This is a genomic window from Burkholderia sp. Ax-1724 (genome assembly GCF_011752995.1).
Lineage (GTDB): Bacteria > Pseudomonadota > Gammaproteobacteria > Burkholderiales > Burkholderiaceae > Paraburkholderia.
Map to the genome: position 1 here is coordinate 73,437 of NZ_VWWL01000003.1, position 18,728 is coordinate 92,164.

The 18,728-nt window shown below is 66.3% G+C and carries 11 protein-coding genes; 3 read left to right on the forward strand and 8 right to left on the reverse strand.

What is annotated here, in order from left to right; all coding sequences use genetic code 11:
* The first annotated feature begins 162 nt into the window (after positions 1–162).
* Positions 163–528 carry a hypothetical protein gene (locus F3J19_RS04330; protein ID WP_167038166.1) on the forward strand — a complete coding sequence of 122 codons (366 nt, stop codon included), beginning with the start codon at positions 163–165 and terminating at the stop codon, positions 526–528.
* Positions 529–731: 203 nt separating this feature from the next.
* On the opposite strand, the gene F3J19_RS04335 is transcribed toward F3J19_RS04330, so the two are convergent.
* The 8 genes from F3J19_RS04335 to F3J19_RS04370 all read right to left on the reverse strand — a co-directional run bounded on the left by F3J19_RS04335 (position 732) and on the right by F3J19_RS04370 (position 15,527).
* On the reverse strand, positions 732–4,025 hold the full coding sequence (locus F3J19_RS04335) for an autotransporter outer membrane beta-barrel domain-containing protein (protein WP_167038168.1): 3,294 nt from the start codon (positions 4,023–4,025) through the stop codon (positions 732–734).
* 393 nt (positions 4,026–4,418) lie between these two features.
* A complete protein-coding gene (locus F3J19_RS04340) occupies positions 4,419–4,784 on the reverse strand; it encodes a metalloregulator ArsR/SmtB family transcription factor (RefSeq protein ID WP_167038170.1) in 366 nt (121 codons plus the stop codon).
* Complete coding sequence (locus F3J19_RS04345) at positions 4,768–5,229, reverse strand: SRPBCC family protein (protein ID WP_167038172.1); 462 nt, start codon at positions 5,227–5,229, stop codon at positions 4,768–4,770. Before F3J19_RS04345 ends, F3J19_RS04340 begins: the two co-directional genes overlap by 17 nt.
* Positions 5,230–5,372: 143 nt before the next feature.
* Positions 5,373–6,740 (reverse strand): MFS transporter, encoded by a 1,368-nt coding sequence (locus F3J19_RS04350; protein ID WP_167038174.1) that lies wholly within the window; start codon positions 6,738–6,740, stop codon positions 5,373–5,375.
* A 161-nt stretch (positions 6,741–6,901) separates the two neighbouring features.
* Positions 6,902–11,134 (reverse strand): bifunctional nitrate reductase/sulfite reductase flavoprotein subunit alpha, encoded by a 4,233-nt coding sequence (locus F3J19_RS04355; RefSeq protein ID WP_167038176.1) that lies wholly within the window; start codon positions 11,132–11,134, stop codon positions 6,902–6,904.
* A 14-nt stretch (positions 11,135–11,148) separates the two neighbouring features.
* Complete coding sequence (gene nirD / locus F3J19_RS04360; protein ID WP_167038178.1) at positions 11,149–11,502, reverse strand: nitrite reductase small subunit NirD; 354 nt, start codon at positions 11,500–11,502, stop codon at positions 11,149–11,151.
* Between the two features lie 111 nt (positions 11,503–11,613).
* A complete protein-coding gene (nirB, locus tag F3J19_RS04365) occupies positions 11,614–14,163 on the reverse strand; it encodes a nitrite reductase large subunit NirB (protein ID WP_167038180.1) in 2,550 nt (849 codons plus the stop codon).
* A gap of 482 nt (positions 14,164–14,645) precedes the next feature.
* Positions 14,646–15,527, reverse strand: a complete 882-nt coding sequence (locus F3J19_RS04370) for an MOSC N-terminal beta barrel domain-containing protein (RefSeq protein WP_167038182.1) — start codon at positions 15,525–15,527, stop codon at positions 14,646–14,648.
* 382 nt (positions 15,528–15,909) lie between these two features.
* Between F3J19_RS04370 and F3J19_RS04375 the strand changes: the two genes are divergently transcribed.
* Positions 15,910–16,314 carry a heme-binding protein gene (locus F3J19_RS04375; protein WP_167038184.1) on the forward strand — a complete coding sequence of 135 codons (405 nt, stop codon included), beginning with the start codon at positions 15,910–15,912 and terminating at the stop codon, positions 16,312–16,314.
* A 91-nt stretch (positions 16,315–16,405) separates the two neighbouring features.
* Entirely contained in the window at positions 16,406–18,580 is a 2,175-nt protein-coding gene (locus F3J19_RS04380; RefSeq protein ID WP_167038186.1) for a malate synthase G, read from the forward strand.
* Positions 18,581–18,728: the final 148 nt, after the last annotated feature.

An 18,728-nucleotide genomic window follows, 5' to 3' on the forward strand; every position in this document is an offset into this window, starting at 1 on the left:
CCGCTCCTACCTTGGCCCGCGGCCATGCTGCGCGCCAGGGTAGGTCAGGAATTGCCGCCCGGGAAGAGCGCGTGCTAATGTTTGATTAAAGCGTTTGATGAAAGCCGGGGATGGCGCAGCGCCGTCCTCACCGGGAAGCCATTTACCGCAGCGAGCGTCGCCATGAGTGATGTACGCCAACATCTGAGTCCCCGTGACCGCCTCGAGCTGTTGTGCTGGCTCACGTGCGGAAGCCTCGGCGCTTATTATCTGAACGAAGACTGGCCCGACGCGGCGTTTCACGTGCAGTCCGCGCACAAGTGGCTCGATCGCCGCGCACGCGAAGCCGACTGGCTTTCTATCGCGAAGCTGTCGGCCACCGCGGTCGAAATCGCGCGGCGCCACGCGCGCTTCGTCGAGGCCGACTGGGCGCGCGATGCGGTCGAAGAAATTCTCGATACCGACGAAATCGACCCGCAAGCCCGGCTGCTCAAGCAGGTGCTGGCCGACTGCCAGAACGCGCTCGCGGACAAGCGGCTCGCAGACTAGCCTCCCCTGGAAGCGGAGCCCTCGCGGCGGGGCTCCCGGCATCGTTCCCGCGTCCTGCTCCCTCTTCCCGGTTACGGGTTTCAGTCCTGCGGTTTCAGCCCCGCAATCCAGTCCCTGGCCTCAATCCCCGCTTATCAGGGCCTCTTGGGTCGAAGTTCCCTCAAGAGGCCCCTTCATGCACGCTCACGCATGTTCACGCACACTCACCACGCCCAGCGCACGCCAGCGTCGCCGCCGATCACGCGCTGATGCTCGCCACCGAGGTTGGTCAGATAGCTCGCGGTCACGAATACGCTGCCGCGCTTCGTCAGTTGCGCGACGACGCCCACGCCGACCTGCCCCATGGTCTGCCCCACCGGCGTACCCAGCGTCGTCACGCCGCCGAAGGTGGTCTTGTCGTCGGCGCCGAACGAGCGCAGCACGTTCATGCGCAGATACGGCTTCCAGTTGACGCCGTTCGCGTCGAATGCCCATTGCAGGCGCGCGCCGAGGCGGCCGAGGAAGGTGTTGCCGTTATTCCAGTTCACGTCCGAGACGCCGTCGTTGAACCGGCTCAGCGCGAGCCATTGCCACACCAGCTGCGCCTGCGGCTCCAGCGTCACGCCTTGCGCCAGCGCGATCGGCAAGCCCGCTTCGAGCGAACCCGTAAACGCGTTGCCGTCGGTCGAGCCGCCGATGCCGTCGGTCGAATGGGTGCGTACCGTGAGCGCGCTGCCCATCGCGACCGCATCGGTGTACCAGCCGCCCGCGCCGATGTGCGTCCAGTAGGCGCCGAGGTTGTACGAATTGACCTGCAGCGAGCCGGCATCGTAGTCGTACTGCTCCAGCGCGAGGCCGTTCACGCTGCCCACCGCGCGCGCGAAGCCGAGGAAGAAGCCATAGTGATTGCGCGAGCCGTCCGCGCGGGTGTCCGCGTAGAGGTCCTGGCCGACCTGCATGCCCCACACCGAGCCGTCGAACGAGGGCTTCACAGTGCCGCCCTGCGCGATATTGCTGTACGCCCCCCACGCGCGCGCCCATGCAGCGGGAACGCGGCCGTTTTCGGTCAGCAGGCCCTGCTCGCCCTGACGGTCGTGGAAGGTGTCGATCTGCAGGAGACCCAATTGACGCGCCACGCTCGGCGCTTCCGTATAAAGCGGCACCTCGGTGCGGTAGACCGGCGTGCCCTCTTCGGCCTTGTCGACCTCGTCGACGATCGACTCCGGCGTGCCCGGCGCCGTGGTGATCGGCGGCTGGGTGGCTTCCGGAATCGTATTGCGCAGATACCAGTTGTCGCCCGTGCCGGCGCTGACCCCGCCTCTCGCGAGGTAGTACTCGTAGGCCCCCGCCTTGACGGTCCCGCCCGCGAGCGAGAACACGTTCGCGCCGGTGGTCGAGCCGTTCGCGGCCTGCACGACCTCGATGCCGTTGGCGAGCGTCTCGCCACCCGGGCCGCCGACGTTCGTCACGTTCAGCGTGCTCGCGCCGCTTGCCGTGCCGCCGCTGATGACGAGCCGGTCCGAGGGCGCGCCGTCGCCCGCCAGATAGGTGTTCAGTGTGATCGCCCCGTTCTGGCCGACATAGTTGCCCGCCACGGTCAGCGTATTGCCCACGCCGCTGCCGCCGAGCCGCACGAGCCCCGCATTGGTGAGATTGCCGTTGATCTGGAAATTGCCGACGGGGCCGCTCGCGAGACTGGTGATTGCATTCGCCACCGCGATCGTGCCGTTGTTCGTGACGTTGCCGTTCACGCCGCCATAGCCGCCGAGCGTCGCGCCCGCCGCGACTGCGACCGGCCCGCCGCCCGACAGCAGCGCGGCCGCATTGCCCGCGTCTCCCACGACCAGCGTGCCCGCGTCGACCTGGGTGCCGCCTGCGTAGCCGTTGGCGGCGCCATTGAGCGTGAGCGTACCGGTGCCGAGCTTCGTGAGCGAGCCCGCGCCCGTGATGTTCTGCGCGATCGTGGACTGGAACCCCTGGGTGTCGATCGTGCCGTTGTTCGCGGTGATGGACAGCGCGCGGCTGGCCGCCGGATCGAAGCTGGCGCCGAGTTGCAGCGTGCCGCCGTTGAGCGTCAGCGCGCCCGTTGCTGCGCCCAGTGCATTGTCGGCCGCGACGGAGAGCGTGCCCTGAGTGATCGTCGTGCCGCCCGAGTAGGTGTTGCCGCCCGCCGCGGCGGGTGCGAGCGTCAGCGTGCCCGCGCCGGTTTTCTCGACCGCCCCCGTCCCGGAGATGAGCCCGGTGTAGGTGCCGCCGCTGTCCTGCTGGAAGCGCACGAGCCCGTTGTCGGTCACCGAGAGCGGCAGGTTCGCCGCATTCGCCTGCAAGGTCGCGCCGCTATCGACGGTCGCGACGACCGTGGCGGTCGTCGTGCCGAGCGTGCCGGTCAGGTTCAGCGTGCCGCTCTGCACGAGCGCGGTCGCGAACGTGCCGGTGCCGGCCCACGTCCAGTCGGTGCCCGCCATCGTCAGGCTCTGGTAGTTCACGAACGCGTTCGACGCGGTACCGCTGCCTTGCAGCTGCACGGTATTGGCGCCGCCGCCGCCATCGGCCGTGCCGATGATCTGCGAGCCCGTTTGCAGGATCAGCGAGTCGTTGCCGTTGCCGTTCTTGATGGCCGTGCCGCCGCCGCCCTGAATCAGGCCCGCGTTGGTGATCGTCGTATTGCCGTTGGTCGAGCGCACGCCGATACCGTTGTCGCTGATGATCTGGCCGCCCGCCTCGTTCGTGATGGTGGCCGTAAACGAGCTGCCGATCGTGTTCGACACCACCGCGTCGACGTTGCCGCTGCTCGATGCCGTGCCGGTGGTCCGAATCGTGCCGCTGTTGACGAGCGTATCGTTGTTGCCCTGCATGTAGACCGAAGTGCTGTCCCTGCCCGAGGCCGTCAGCGTGCCGCTGTTGTTGATGGTGCCGCTGCCGCCGAGCAATGACGCCGCGCGCGCGTTGCTGCCCGAGGTCGTCACCGAGCCGGTGTTGATGAGCGTATTGCCCGACGCGCCGGTATTGCTTTGCCCCCACGCGGCCGTCATGCCGTACGAGTTCGCGCCGCTCGTGGTAATCGTGCCGTTGTTGACGAGCGTGTTGTTGTCGCCGTTCGCGGCGATGCCGTCGTTGTACGCGCCCGTGGTCGAAATGACGCCGCTCGCGCCGTTGGTAATGGTATTGCCGCTGCTCATGCCGATCAGCATCGCGCCGCGATTCGCGACGCCCGTGCCGTTACCCGACAGCGAAAGATTGCCGTTATTGGTAATCGAACTCGATGTATCGACGGAAAACGGCGTGGCCGTGCTGGAGAGCACATAGCTGCCGCTCGCGGTGCTATCGAGATTGATCGTGACATTGGTGCTGCCCGTCATCGCCACGACGGACGGCACGCTCGCGCCGCTACAGGCGATGGTCGCATTGCTCGACGGCGACGTGTTGGGCGGCGAGCACGCCGCCCACGCGTAGACCGGCATGCCGCCGGCCAGGAACGCGCCACCCCACAGTCCCGCACTCCACACGTTGCGTTTCATTCTTCTTGTCCCTGAAGTTGAATATTTTGGCTTCCGGTTTATAGCATCCACTTACAAGATCGCAGGATGCGTAACGGATTATTCGTAAAATATTTCACCGTTGCAAATTTGTCTCTTTTTTTTGGCTCGCCAATCTGCTAGCTCGATGCCTCGGAGCCGGTGGCGTTCGGTGGGACTGTTTGAAAACCGCTGGCGCGGCCGATCCGGCGGGGCTCGGTGGTTGGGGCGTGAGCGGGCCGTGTCCGGGTTGTCGTTGCGTCTTGACCCCTTAAAAAATCCGGGGCGCATGTGGCGTCGTTCACGGGCTGTTGTATTTCGATTGAAAATCCCGTTTTAGAACCCGGATCTAAAAGGCGAATTCAACATTCGTCGCCCTTTAATCCGCCGCGCCATTCACGGTTCCACGGCGGCCTTCAGCTTCAGCAGCGCCTGATCCCATTGCTGCGAAATCGCGTCGAGCGCGCGCCGCGCCGCATCGAGATGCGCGGACTCGAACGCCCACAGGCGCTCGCGCCCTACCTTCACGTCGCGCACGAGGCCCGCGTCAGCCAGCACCTGCAGATGCTGCGTGACCGACTGCCGTGTGATCTCGGTGCCGGCCGTCAGTTGCGCAATCGACATCGCGCTGCCCGCGCACAGGGCGGCGAGCAAACGCAGACGCGTTTCGTCGCCGAGCGCCGCGAACACCGGCGCGCAGTTGCGCAGCGTCGCGGCCTTGAGGCCCGATCGCGCCGGCGTGGCCTTAGCCTTGGGCGACATGTCGTTCGATATTGCCCATCTGCTGCGTCCAACCGCCGTCGTTCAGACGGAACGCTGCCTCGCGACGCGCGAGCGGCAATCGATCGAAGCCCGATTCGACGACGCGCAGCAGCGTGCCGGAGCCGACCTCGCTCAGATCGAATTCGACCAGCGTGGTCGGCTCGGGGGTATAGTCGACGGCCATATCGACCGCGGCCGGATGCCAGCGCCACGACAGATGATGCTCGGGCTCGACGCGTTCGACGAACACGTCCATGACGAGATACTCGTAGCCCGGATAGGTGATGTGCCCTTGCACGGATTGTCCGGCGACGAACTGCTTGCCGGTCAGATTCACGCCGAACCATTGGCCGAATTCCTCGGCGTTCGAGAGCGCGCGCCAAACGCGCGAGCGCGGCGCATTCAGCAGAATCTGTTTTTCGATGCGATCGGTCGATGAGTTCATATGCAGCCTCCTGACTGCATATTAGAAACACGACCCGCGATATGCAAGTGTTTGGCTGCGCTTTTTTTGAGGCATCGCCATGAGAGCCTGCATCGGAGCAGGCCCTCTCCCGGCGCACGTTTCTCGGCACATTTCTCGGCGCGTTATTCGGCGACGTGCGCGTGCATGACGCCCGTGTGCATCGACCAGGCCATCCACGGCCGGCGCAGCGCGACGATCGCGAGGAACGCGCAGGCGGCCAGCGCGCCGAACGTCGCGAAGCCCATCTGATAGCTGCCCGTGCTTTCCTTGGCGATACCCATCACGACCGGCAGATAGAAGCCGCCGATACCGCCCGCCGCGCCGACGATGCCCGACATCAGGCCCGTGCGGCCCGCCCAGCGATGCGGCACGAGCTGGAACGTCGCGCCGTTGCCGAGCCCGAAAGCGACGTACAGGCACAGCAGCAGCGCGATGCCACCCGCGAGCGACGGCATCGCGGCGGCGAACACGAAGTCGCACACGGCGATGATCGCGAGCAGCACGGTCAGCGCGCGCACGCCGGACACGCGATCGGCGATCAGTCCGCCAAGCGGACGCACCATCGCGCCGGTCGCGGCGAGCAGCGCCATGAACAGACCCGCGTCGATCTTGCTCAGCTGATAGAGGCTCGTCAGCAGCAGCGACACATACGAAGACATGCCGACGAAGCCGCCGAACGTGATGCTGTAGACAAGCATGATGACCCACGTATCGCGCTCGCCGAGCACCGAGCGATAGCGCTTCGGCAGCACCGCGATCGCGAGCAAGGCGCCGATCACCGGCAACAGCAGCACGCCGCTCTTGCCGGCGCCGAACAGCCCCGCTTCGACGAACAGCACGAGCACGATCAGGCCGACGAGCGTTGCCGCGAAGCTGCCGAACGCGCGCAGCACGCTGCCGCTCTTGACGCCCGCGTCGTTGGCCCAGAAATACAGCGTGATCGCGGCGATCGCGAGCAGCGGCAAGGCACCGCCGGCGGCCATCTGCCAGCCATAGCGTGTCGCGAGTTGCGGAAACAGGAAGCCGTCGAGCACCGCGCCGATATTGCCGGCCGCCGCGAGTCCCAGGACGAGCCCCTGCACTTTCGGCGGATAGTTGCTGCCGGCCATCGGCAACGCCACCGCGAAGCTGGCCCCGCCGATGCCGAGGAACACGCCGAGCACGAGCAGCATCTCGTACGACGGCACCGTTTGCAACGACGGCAGCACGAGCGTCGGCACGGCCGAGAGCAGCACGCCCATCAGCGCAATGCGCTTGCCATGCGCGGACTGATAGAGATTGCCGAGCGTCACGCGCAGAATCGCCGCCGAGAGCACCGGCACCGCGACGAGCAGGCCCTGTTGCGCGGGCGTCATCGCGATGCTTTTGCTGATGAACGGCGCGAGCGGTCCATAGAGTACCCAGACGGTAAAGCCGGTGTCGAAATACAGGAAGCAGGCAACGAGTGCGCGCCAGTCTCCGCTTTTAAGAGAGTTCATCACGTTGTTCATCAGAGATCCTTATCAAACTGATTGCCTGTCGTCGAACGATCGGATTCGTTGCAGCGCGCGTCGATATGCGCGAGCTGCTCATTCCGCCGTCGCGCATGGATACGCAAGCCTCATGCCATGTGTGCCGGCGCGCTTGCGTCACGCTTCATGGCGCAGCTCGATCAATACACGTCGCGGGCGTAACGCTTTTCACGCGTGAGGCGGCTCACGTATTCGAGCGCCCTCTCCTCGCTCATGCCGCCGTGCGTCGCGATCACGTCCTTGAGCGCCGCGTCGACGTCGCGCGCCATCCGGTTCGCGTCGCCGCACACGTAGAAATGCGCACCGTCTTCGAGCCATGCCCACAGTTGCGCACCGTGCTCGCGCATGCGGTCCTGCACATAGACCTTGTCGGCCTGATCGCGCGAGAAGGCGACGTCGAGTTGCGTCAGCAGACCGCTCGCGCGCATCGCTTCGAGTTCGTCGCGATAGTAGAAATCGCTTGCGGCATGCTGCTCGCCGAAAAACAGCCAGTTGCGCCCCCGGTCGCCGCGTGCGCGCCGCTCGTGCAGAAAGCCGCGAAACGGTGCGATGCCGGTGCCGGGGCCGACCATGATCGCCGGCGTGCCGGCCTCGCGAGGCGGCCGGAAATGCGCGGATGTCTGCACGAAAACAGGCACGTCGGTCTCGTCGGCGCGGTCCGCGAGAAACGTCGACGACACGCCTTTGCGATGCCGCCGCCCATTGCTGTAGCGCACCGCCGAAACGGTCAGATGCACTTCGCCCGGATGCGCTTTCGGACTCGACGCGATCGAATAGAGCCGCGGCTGCAGGCGTTTGAGCACGCTCGTGAGTTCGGTTGCCGTGAGGCTCACCGGAAACTCGTGCAGCACGTCGGCAAGCTGCTGTCCCCATAGCCATTGCTTGAGATCGGCCTTGCGCGCGGGCGTGAGCAGATCGCGCAGCGCGCCGTCGCGGCTGCGTGCGGCGACAAACGCAAGCGCTTCCGGGCTCGGCCGCGCGATCTCGTAGTGCCTCGCGAGCGCATCGGCGAGCCGCATCTCGCCGAGCCCCGCGACCTGTACCGGCGCTTCCCGCGGCAGGCCGCTCAGCGTCAGCAGTTCGTCGACGAGCTCGGGGCAGTTGCTCGGCCACACGCCGAGCGCATCGCCGGCTTCGTATTCGAGGTTCGCCTCGGCGGTATGCAACGACACGTAGCGCGTGTCCTTCGCGGCGCCCTGCCGGTTCAGGCGCAGATTGCCGACGAGGCGCGAGGCGGCCGGCCGCGCTTTCGTCGGCACGATGCCCGGCACCACCGCGTTGATCATGCCGCCCGGCGGCACCGCATGCAGCGCCGCGTCTTCTTCCTTGATGCGCGCGATCACGCGTTCGAGCCACGCATCGGCCACCTCCTGGTAGTCGGTATCGCAATCGACGCGCGCGGCGAGACGCAGCGCGCCCTGCGCGGCGAGCCTTTCGTCGAGCCGGCGGCCGTGGCCGCAGAACGGGTCGTAGTTGCGGTCTCCAAGCGCGAGCACCGCGAAGCGCACGCCGTCGAGCCTGGGAGCCGTGTCGGCCTGCAACTGCGTCCAGAAGTCCTGGGCGTTGTCGGGCGCGTCGCCGTCGCCGAATGTGCTTGTCATCAGCAGCACGTATTGCGCCTTCGCGAGCGTCGCGAACGGATAGTCCGCCATGCACGCGGTGCGGATTTCAAAGCCTGATTCCATCAGATGCGTCGCGTAGCGCTCGGTCAGCGATTCGGTGTTGCCGGTTTGCGAGGCCCACAGCAAGGTGACCTTCGGACGCGCGCGGACGATCCGTATATTGGACGCGCCGGCTTCGCGCAGTTCCGCGCCCTGCGTCGCCGGTGCGCTACCGGTCAATGCCGCGGACGAAGCGGTGTTCGTCATGCTGCGGCTATAAAGACCGGCGAGCAAACCGTCGACGTAACATCGCTTCGCGCTGTCGAACGGCGCGCTGCCCGGCAGCACCGGCACGCTCTCGATGCCCTGCGCTTCGGCCGAACGCAAGCCGCTCACGAAGCCGGCCAGATACGCATGCTCGGCCTCGCTGAGCGACGGCGCCGGCTCGGGCCGCAGTTGCAGCAGGCTCGTGAGGGCTTCGATACGGGGCATGGGTAGGTCCTTGGCGCTGGCGGTCGGCGTTGCTGTGTGTGCATCCGCACAGGCTTCGGCAGAAGTCTTAGCAAAGGCCTCGGCGCGGCGCTCGAATGCGTCCGCAACGTCATCGGCGCTGACCGGAACCGTCACCGGACTCAACGCCACCGCGCAGCATTTCAGTTCGGGTTGCTGAGAAATCGGGTCGGTCGCATCGTTCGTAACCGCGTTGATGCAGAGGTCGTCGCCGAATACGTCGTTCCAGTGCATCGGCGCAAAGCACTGGCCCGCGCTGACGCGCTCGGTCACGACGGCCGGCAGGACCGCGCGGCCCCGGCGCGAACGGATCTCGACCGGGTCTTTCGCGCGAATGCCGAGCGCGGCCGCGTCGTCGGGATGAATCTCGACGAACGGACCCGGGTTCAGCTTGTTGAGCATCGCCACCTTGCCGGTCTTCGTCAGCGTGTGCCATTGATGCTGCACGCGGCCCGTGTTGAGGACGATCGGGAATGCGTGGTCCGGCAATTCGGCCGGGGGCGCATAGGTCCGCGCGAAAAACTTCGCCTTGCCGCTCGCGGTCGGAAACGCGAGACGTGGACGGGTGCCATCGGCGGCGAGCCGCAACGTTTGGCTCACACCGTCGTTCAGATAACGAACCGGATTGCGCGAGTCCGAATCTGCGGAAGCCAGCGGCCACTGCAGCGGCGTGTCCTTCAGGCGGCGATGGCTCGCGCCGCGCAGGTCGTAGCCGGTTGCCGGATTCGACGCGCGCGCGATCTCGTCGAATACTGCGTCGGCGCTCGCATAGGTGAACGCATCGGCAAAGCCCATTTCGCAGGCGACGCGCGCGATGATCTGCCAGTCGGGCAAGGCCGCGCCCGGCGGTTCGAGCGCCTTCTGCATCAGCGTCAGATTGCGCTCGGAATTGATCATCACGCCTTCGGCCTCGGCCCACAGCGCGCCGGGCAGCAGCACGTCCGCGTAACGGTTGGTCTCGGTGTCGAGGAACGCGTCCTGCGCGATCACGAGTTCGGCCGCACGCAGACCGGCGATTGCGTTCTGCCGGTTCGCGAGACTCGCCACCGGATTCGTGCAGATGATCCAGCACGCCTTGATCTCTCCCGCCGCCATCCGCGCGAACAGGTCGATCGTGCCCGTGCCCGCGTCGGGTTTCAGCGTGCCCGGCGCAATGTCCCAGAGGTCTTCGACAAACGCGCGGTCCTGCGCGACGAGCGCCGAGCGCTGCCCCGGCAAGCCGGGCCCCATGTAGCCCATTTCGCGGCCGCCCATCGCATTCGGCTGCCCCGTCAGCGAGAACGGTCCGCTGCCGCGCCGGCAGATGCGCCCGGTCGCCAGATGCAGATTGCAGATCGCGTTCGTGTGCCAGGTGCCGTGCGTGCTCTGATTGAGGCCCATGGTCCAGCAGCTCATCCACTCTTGCGCCGCGCCGATCATCTGCGCCGCACGGCGGATGTCGTCGGCCGCGAGGCCCGTGATGCGCGCGACGTTCTCCGGCGTGTAGTCGGCGAGAAACGCGGGCATCGCGTCCCAGCCTTCGGTGAAGGCGTCGATAAACGCGGCATCGGTCGCGCCGTTTTCGTGCAGCAGATGCAGCAGGCCGTTGAGCAGCGCGAGATCGGTGCCGGGCTTGATCCGCAGAAACAGATCGGCTTTCTCGGCGGTCGCATTGCGGCGCGGATCGACGACGATCAGCTTCGCGCCCGCCTTCACGCGATCCATCATGCGCAGAAACAGAATCGGGTGACAGTCGGCCATATTCGCGCCGCTCACGAAGAACAGGTCCGCGTGGTCGATATCGTCGTACGAACCGGGCGGCCCGTCCGCGCCGAGCGACAGCTTGTAGCCGCTGCTCGCGCTCGCCATGCACAAACGCGAGTTCGACTCGATGTTGTTGGTGCCGACAAAGCCCTTCGCGAGCTTGTTGACGAGGTACTGCGCTTCGAGCGACATCTGCCCCGACACGTAAAACGACAACGCATCGGGACCGTGTTCGTCGAGCAGGCGACGCAAGCGCGCCGCGGTGCTGCCAAGCGCCTGCGCCATCGGCAGCGGCACCGGGTCTTCGCCGCGCGCGCGGCGCACGAACGCGCCTTCGAGGCGGCCCGATTGACGCAGCGCGATGTGCGCCGACTGCCCTTTCGTACAGAGGCGGCCGAAGTTGGCCGGATGCTCGCGGTCGCCGGAGATCTTCACGACCTGGCCGTCCTCGACGTGCAGCACCATGCCGCAGCCGACGCCGCAATACGGACACACGGTTTTTACGTTGGTGGCGGACATGCGCGAATTCCGCGTCAAACCGCGACCCACACCTGGCCGTTTTCGACGCGCGCGGCGAAGGCGCTGACCGAATACGACGGCGTCTCGATGCACTCGCCCGTGCGCAGATCGAAGTGGTGCTTGTAGATCGGCGACGCCACGACGATGCGCTCGCCGACACTGCCGACCAGCCCGCGCGACAGCACCGCCGCATGCGAACCCGGATCGAAGTTATCGATCGCGTAGACGGTGCTGTCGTCCGCGCCGTCGTCCACGTGAAAAACCGCGACCTGGGCGCCGTTCACCAGGGCGCAGACGCCGGTGTTCGGCACGATGTCGTCGAGTGGGCAGATCGCGGTCCAGGGGCGCGGCAGGCAGTCGTTTTTCATGGCTCGGGTCCTCGTTGAAAGATCGTCGAACAAGCGGGAAAGCTACGGGCGAACAGCGGGCAAACAGTAGACAAACGGCGGAATAACAACGGAACAGCAGCAGCGGCGCCGTCAAACCGTCTCGGCAACCACCGGAATAACCGGCCTCTCGCCGAGCCGCGTCTGCCGCTCGGCTTGCGTCGCCGGCCGGATCTGGCCGCGTTGCTCGACGAACGCGACATGGCCGTCGGCTTCGCTGCTGTTGACGAAATGGCGAAAGCGCTTGCGCGTCTCGGGATCGGTGACAGCCTTCTTCCATTCGCACTCGTAGGTGTCGATCACGTGCTGCATCTCCGCTTCGAGTTCGGCGGCGACACCGAGGCGATCGTTGACGATTACGTCGATCAGATAGTCGAGCCCGCCTTCGAGGTTGTCGCGCCACACGCTCGTGCGTTGCAGACGGTCGGCGGTGCGCACGTAGAACATCAGGAAGCGGTCGATATAGCGCACGAGCGTCGCGTGATCGAGGTCCGCCGCGAGCAGTTCCGCGTGGCGCGGTTTCATGCCGCCGTTGCCGCACACGTAGAGATTCCAGCCCTTCTCGGTCGCGATCACGCCGACGTCCTTGCCCTGCGCTTCCGCGCATTCGCGCGTGCAGCCCGAGACGCCGAACTTGATCTTGTGCGGCGCGCGCAGTCCCTTGTAGCGATTCTCGAGTTCGACCGCGAGGCCGACCGAATCGCCGACGCCATAGCGGCACCACGTCGAACCGACGCACGACTTCACGGTGCGCAGCGACTTGCCGTACGCATGGCCCGATTCGAAGCCGGCTGCGATCAGCTCTTCCCAGATCGACGGCAACTGCTCGACGCGCGCGCCGAACAGATCGACGCGCTGGCCGCCGGTGATCTTCGTATAGAGGCCGTATTTCTTCGCGACCTGGGCGACCGCGATCAGGCCGTCAGGCGTTACTTCGCCGCCCGCCATGCGCGGCACGACCGAATAGGTGCCGTCGCGCTGGATGTTGGCGAGGTAGTAGTCGTTGGTGTCCTGTAGCGACGCGTGCTCCTTCTTCAGCACGAATTCGTTCCAGCACGACGCGAGAATGCTCGCGACGACCGGCTTGCAGATATCGCAGCCGAGCCCGTGACCGTGCTTCGCAAGCAGCGCGCCGAAACTGCGCAGACCCTCGACGCGCACGAGGTGATAGAGCTCCTGGCGCGAATACGGAAAGTGTTCGCAGAGGTGGTTGTTGACCGCGAGCCCCTGCTTCTTCATCTCGGCTTTCATCACCTGCGTGACGAGCGGCACGCAGCCGCCGCACGACGTGCCCGCGCCGGTCGCGCTTTTCAACGCGCCGATATCGGCCGCGCCCGCGCAAACGGCCGCGCACAACGCGCCCTTCGAGACGTTGTTGCACGAGCAGATTTGCGCGGCAGCCGGCAAGGCCTCGACACCGAGCGCCGGTTTCGCGTTGCCGTCCGCTTGCGGCAGGATCAGGAATTCGGGGGCTTCGGGTAGTTCGATACGGTTCAGCATCATCTGCAGGAGCGTGCCGTATTCGCTCGCGTCGCCGACCATCACCGCGCCGAGCAGATGCTTGCCGCAACCGGACACGACGAGCTTCTTGTAGATCTGTTTGCGTTCGTCGCTGAACTGCCAGGTGCGGCTGTCCGGCGTATTGCCGTGCGCGTCGCCGATGCTCGCGACGTCGACGCCCATCAGCTTCAGTTTGGTGCTCATATCGGCGCCCGCGAAAGCGGCGGCCGTGCCGAGCAATTGCTTCGCGACCACGCGCGCCATCTCGTAGCCGGGCGCGACGAGCCCGAACACCTGGCCGTTCCACAGCGCGCATTCGCCGATCGCATAGACGTGCGGATCGCTCGTGCGGCAGGTATCGTCGATCGCGATGCCGCCACGCGCGCCGAGTTCGAGCCCGCAGGCACGCGCGAGATCGTCGCGCGGACGGATGCCCGCGGAAAACACGATCATGTCGGTGTCGAGATGGCTGCCGTCCGCGAACTGCATGCGATGCGTGCCCGCTTCGCCGTCGACGATCGCCGTGGTGTTCTTCTGCGTGTGCACGGTCACGCCGAGGTCTTCGATCCGGCTGCGCAATACGCGCCCGCCGCCGTCGTCCACCTGCACCGCCATCAGACGCGGCGCGAATTCGACCACGTGCGTTTGCAGGCCCATGTCGCGCAGCGCCTTCGCGCATTCGAGACCGAGCAGGCCGCCGCCGATCACGGTGCCCGTCTTTGCGCGCGCACCGCATTCGCGCATCGCTTCGAGATCGTCGATGGTTCGGTAGACGAAGCAATCGGCGCGCTCGCGGCCCGGCACCGGCGGCACGAACGGATACGAGCCCGTGGCGAACACGAGCCGGTCGTAGGGCAGCGTTTCGCCACCGGCGATCGTCACCGTGCGCGCGGTGCGATCGACCGCGACGACTTGCGCGTCGAGCTTCAGGCGGATGCCGTGGCGCTCGAAGAAACCGGGCTCGACGAGCGAGAGATCGTCGGCGGTCTTGCCCGCGAAAAATTCGGACAGATGCACGCGATCGTAGGCCGCCCGCGATTCCTCGCCGAGCACCGTGATGTCGAGGCCGTGCGCGCCGTTCTGCGCGAGGCATTCGACCAGCTTGTGGCCGACCATCCCGTGACCGATAACGATGATTTTCATGAGCGCGATGTCCTTGGGTAGCTGGCGAGGCTTAACGCAAGGGCTGTGCCAATCGCGCGAAAGGTGCGCTCGGGTTGAGCTCAAGGTGCGCTTGAGCACCGTGCGGTGGGACTTTGCGCCGGATCGTACCTGTCCGGAAGAATGGGCTGAGGCGACGCGTTCCGAGGCGGCAAAGCACAGCGATGGTGCGACGCAGCACTGTGCGCGTGCGCGCTGCGAGCCTGCATGCAGGGAGAATAAGAGCGAGTTCCGGGAGCGAGCATGGGCTTCGGCAGCCCGGCAATCTCGTCGTGATGCGGATCGGTAACGCAGTGGGGAAAAGTAGCGGGCGACCTACCGGCTGCTCGATGGGGCATGCATTGACGCCACGCTCATGCAGTCAACAGCAGTCAGCGGCAGCGGCAGCGACCGCACATGCACATGCAGTTAGAAACACCCAGCCATCCCGCACGGGTTCAACCGGGCAACGCTGATCGCACCGCTCAATCGCCAAACCCCAACTCCGCCTCGATCCGCTGCCCGACCCGCAGCCATGCGCCGCTGCCGCTCGCGACGAGCGCGTTGTTGCCGAACGTGACCGCGCCGTCGAAGCGCGTGCTGCCGCGATAGCCGAGCATCGTATCGGTCGGCTCGTTCGGCCAGTCGGGATCGGGCGCGCCGCGCGCCTGATCGATGGTCGGCATCGGGCAGCGCGTGCATAGCTTGACGAGCCGCAACTCGACGCCCGCTTCGCCGTGCGCCTGCGCCTCGGCGCTTAGCGTCTCCACATAGTCCTCCTCGTAGGCGTCGAGTCCGTCGAGCACGATGTTGGGCCGAAAACGATCGATCCCGATCGACGGCGCGCCCTTGCCGTTCAGGCGCGCATTGAGGTCGTCGAGCGAGGCCTGGCCGACCACCAGCAGCGGAAAGCCATCGGCGAACAAGGTCGTGGCGCCGCCGACGCTCGCGGTGTAACCGCCATCGACGCTGCGCTCGCGCGCCGGATCGAAGCGCAGGAGCCGCGCGGGCTGCCCCAGAAAGTCCGTAAACCACGCGGCGGTTTGCGCGCCGGTGTCGAGGCCGTAGACCGCATCGCGCCACACCACGGTCTCGACCTTCGGCGCGGCGCCAAGCCGCGCGGCATCGAGCGGCGTGCGCAACTCGCTCATGCCGGGCGTGCGAATAATCAGTTCCTGCGCGCCGATCTCGACGCGAATCAGCGCCATGCGCGGATACGCGCGCTGCGTGAGCATCGCGCCGTGCGGGTCGGTGACCATCCAGCCGCGGTCGTATTCGAGGCCCGTCGCGAACAGCCGCGCCGCGTCGAGCGCAATGCCCGCGCAGGATTTGATCGGATAAACAAACAGTTCGCGGATGGTCGGCATGATCGGTACGGCGCGTGAAAAGCGCGTTTTTAAGGTCGAGAGGCGATTGTAAGACGCCGCGCATGCGGGCTTCCAGTAGCGCCGAAGCCGGTGTGCGTCGTGTGCGGGAGGCCGGGGTTGTCGGGCGCGGCGCCGGCGGCTTGCCTCGCGCCCAGGGAAGCCGCCGTATCGCCCCGGCGCGCTTGGACGTAAAATCCCCGGGCATCACGCGCGCGGGAAGGCCGCCGGAAGGCGCCCGGATCGAGACCCGACGCCGCCGAGAGGCCCCCGAGGGCCCACGCCCGGCCCTCATCGCGCGCCTCGGCAACGCCGCCGCCGCGCCGCTCACCGGACAAGAAACCGTTAGACGCTTCCCTACCCTCACCGAGACAGGACAATCATCATGCTGAGCAAAGCCGTATTGAGCGTGGCCGACACGACCCGCATTCTCGACGCCGCCCGCGCGGAAGCCGAGAAAAACAGCTGGGCCGTCGCCATCGTGGTCGCCGACGACGGCGGCCATCCGCTCGCGCTGCTGCGTCTCGACGGCTGCGCGCCGGCGAGCTCCTACATCGCGACCGAGAAAGCGCGCACCGCGGCGCTCGGCCGTCGCGAGACCAAGGTGTATGAGGACATGATCAACAACGGCCGCACCGCGTTTCTGAGCGCACCGCTGCTCGGCACGCTCGAAGGCGGCGTGCCGATCGTCGTCGACGGCCAGGTGATCGGCTCGGTCGGCGTGTCGGGCGTCAAGTCGGAGCAGGACGTGCAGATCGCGAAGGCCGGCATTCAGGCGCTCGCGGTCTGACGCGAGTGCGTAGAGCAATCCCGTAGTGCAATTTTGTCAAGCCCGGACCGGTGCCCCCTCGCCGGTCCCATTCAAACTGATGGAGCAGTCGATGACCCAGATGAACCCGCGCGGCGCAATGCAGGTCGCCGCCAATCTCGACCAGTTCGTCGAAACCGAAGCCCTGCCCGGCACCGGACTCGACAGCGCCGCTTTCTGGTCGGGTTTCGACGCCCTCGTGCACGAGCTGGCGCCCAAAAACCGCGCTCTGCTGGCCGAGCGCGACCGCCTGCAAACCGAACTCGACAACTGGCATCGCGCCAATCCCGGCCCGGTGCGCGATCTGCGCGCGTATCGCGCGTTTCTCGAAAGCATCGGCTATATCGTGCCGGTGCCCGCCCAGGTCAAAGCGACGACCGACCACGTCGATAGCGAAATCGCCGAACAGGCCGGCCCGCAGCTCGTCGTGCCGCTGTCGAACCAGCGCTATGCGCTGAACGCGGCGAACGCGCGCTGGGGCAGCCTCTACGACGCGCTGTACGGCACCGACGCGATTCCCGAGACGAACGGCGCCGAAAAACGCAAGGACTTCAACCCGGTGCGCGGCGCGGCCGTGATCGCCTATGCGCGCAAGTTCCTCGACGAAGCCGCGCCGCTCGCGAACGGCTCGCACGCCGATGCAACGCGTTATGGCGTCGAGAGCGGCCAGCTTGTCGTCACGCTGAAGAACGGCACGAGCGCGCTGAAGACGCCCGGGCAGTTCATCGGCTATCAGGGCGAGGCAAGCGCGCCGTCGTCGGTGCTGCTCAAGCACAACGGCCTGCACTTCGACATCCAGATCGACGCCAACGACGCGATCGGCAAGACCGATGCCGCGCACGTGAAGGACGTCGTGGTCGAGGCCGCGGTCAGCACGATCATCGATTGCGAAGATTCGGTCGCGGCCGTCGATGCCGACGACAAGGTCCAGCTCTATCGCAACTGGCTCGGCCTCATGAACGGCGACCTGACCGAAGAGGTCACGAAGAACGGCAAGACCTTCACGCGCCGCCTGAACGAAGACCGCGTGTACGTCGCCGCGAACGGCGCCGCGCCGGTCGTGCTGCATGGCCGCTCGCTGCTGTTCATTCGCAACGTCGGCCATTTGATGACCAACCCGGCCGTGCTCACGAAAGACGGCCGCGAAATTCCGGAAGGCATTCTCGACGCGGTCATCACGACGCTGTGCGCGCTGCACGACCGTAACAACAAGCTCAATTCGCGCACCGGCTCGATCTATATCGTCAAGCCGAAGATGCACGGCCCGGCCGAAGTCGCGTTCGCGAGCGAGCTGTTCGCGCGCGTCGAAGACCTGCTGAAGCTGCCGCGCAACACGATCAAGATGGGCATCATGGACGAGGAGCGCCGCACCAGCGTGAACCTGCTCGCCTGTATCGCCGAAGCGTCGGAGCGCGTCGCGTTCATCAATACGGGCTTCCTCGATCGCACCGGCGACGAGATGCACACGGCGATGGAAGCGGGCCCGATGATGCGCAAGGGCGACATGAAGTCGAGCCAGTGGATCGCCGCGTACGAGCGCAGCAACGTGCTGGTCGGTTTGAGCGCGGGCCTGCGCGGCCGCTCGCAGATCGGCAAGGGCATGTGGGCGATGCCGGACCTCATGCACGCGATGCTCGAACAGAAGATCGCGCATCCGAAGGCCGGCGCGAACACCGCATGGGTGCCCTCGCCGACCGCCGCCGCGCTGCATGCGCTGCACTATCACCAGGTCGACGTGCAGGCGGTTCAGCAGGAACTCGAACGCACCGACTATGCGAGCGTGCGCGACGAACTGCTCGACGGCCTGCTGACGATTCCGGTCGTCGAAAAGGCGCAGTGGAGCGACGCGGAAATCCGCGCCGAGGTCGACAACAACGCCCAGGGCATTCTCGGCTACGTGGTGCGCTGGATCGACCAGGGCGTCGGCTGCTCGAAGGTGCCGGACATTCACGACGTCGGCCTCATGGAAGACCGCGCGACGCTGCGTATTTCGAGCCAGCACATCGCCAACTGGCTGCATCACGGCGTGATCCAGCGCGAGCTCGTCGAGGAGACGTTCCGGCGCATGGCGAAGGTCGTCGACGGCCAGAACGCGGGCGACCCGCTTTACCAGCCGATGGCGCCGGGCTACGGCACGATCGCGTTCAAGGCCGCGCAGGCGCTCGTGTTCGAGGGACGCCAGCAGCCGAGCGGCTACACGGAGCCGCTGCTGCACAAGTTCCGGCTCGAGGTGAAGCAACAGGGTTGATGCCGTTTCTGCCGGGACGAGGTTCCGGCAGAAGCAGGGCTGAAACGTCGACGGGCGCTGCATGATGCAGCGCCCGTTTTTCATTTCCAGGTTACATTCGACGCGTTTGCGAATCTGCTCTTGGATGTGAATGCACGGCGCTCGTGTA